We start from the raw sequence: 797 nt of genomic DNA on the forward strand, positions 1-797 counted from the left end.
GCCAGATGATGGGGCTTAAGTTGCACATCAGGATTATGGATCGGCTGTTGTGCCACGTTATTTCGCTGGGTTTTATCGTCCAGCAACCAGACGGGCAGGTCTGCTGATGGTAACAGTTCCTGCAAATGCTGCTGCGTCAGCAATAACACCGGTTGGCTGTCCGACAACTGGTAGGCCAGACGTTCGGCCGGGTACTCCGGATCGAGCGGAACATAGCCGGCTCCTGCTTTAAGAATAGCGTACAGGCCAATAATCAAATCCAGACTGCGGTCAACACAAATCGCGATGCGATCATCAGGGCGTATCCCCGCGGCAATCAGTTGGTGGGCCAGTTGGTTGGCATGGCGGTTCAGTACCGCATAACTGAGTTCGTGCTTATCAAATACCAGCGCAATGGCATCCGGTGTACGTGCGGCCTGCTGTTCAAACAGTTGGTGGATTAAGGTGTCTTGCGGATATTCGATCGTGGTATTGTTAAATGTTTCCAACAGTTGGGTGCGTTCAGTCAGTGACAGGATGTCAATGGACTCAATGCCTTTCTCAGGCGCAGATTGCAGGGCTGCCACAATGCCTTGCAAGGCTGTGTTCATATAGGCATTAATACGAGCGGGATTAATTTGCTGGCTGCATTGTGCCGTGAGTGCAAATCCCTCATCAAAATCGTCCACATCCAGTGACAAGGGGTAGTTGCTGCGCTCTTCACTCTCTATCTCACCAATGCCTTCCCAGGCGATTGAGGCCACTTGCTCATCTTCACCTGGGCTATGGCGGAAATTCAGCAGGCTGTTAAACAGCGG

The 797-nt window shown here is 51.9% G+C and carries 1 protein-coding gene; it reads right to left on the reverse strand.

The window, feature by feature from the left end; translation table 11 throughout:
* The coding region (locus Xets_RS19390; RefSeq protein WP_187652378.1) for an AMP-binding protein at nucleotides 1-797 on the reverse strand (797 nt) is incomplete at both ends.

Origin of the sequence: Xenorhabdus sp. TS4, assembly GCF_014467265.1 — a bacterium.
GTDB classification, from domain to species: Bacteria; Pseudomonadota; Gammaproteobacteria; order Enterobacterales; family Enterobacteriaceae; genus Xenorhabdus; species Xenorhabdus ehlersii.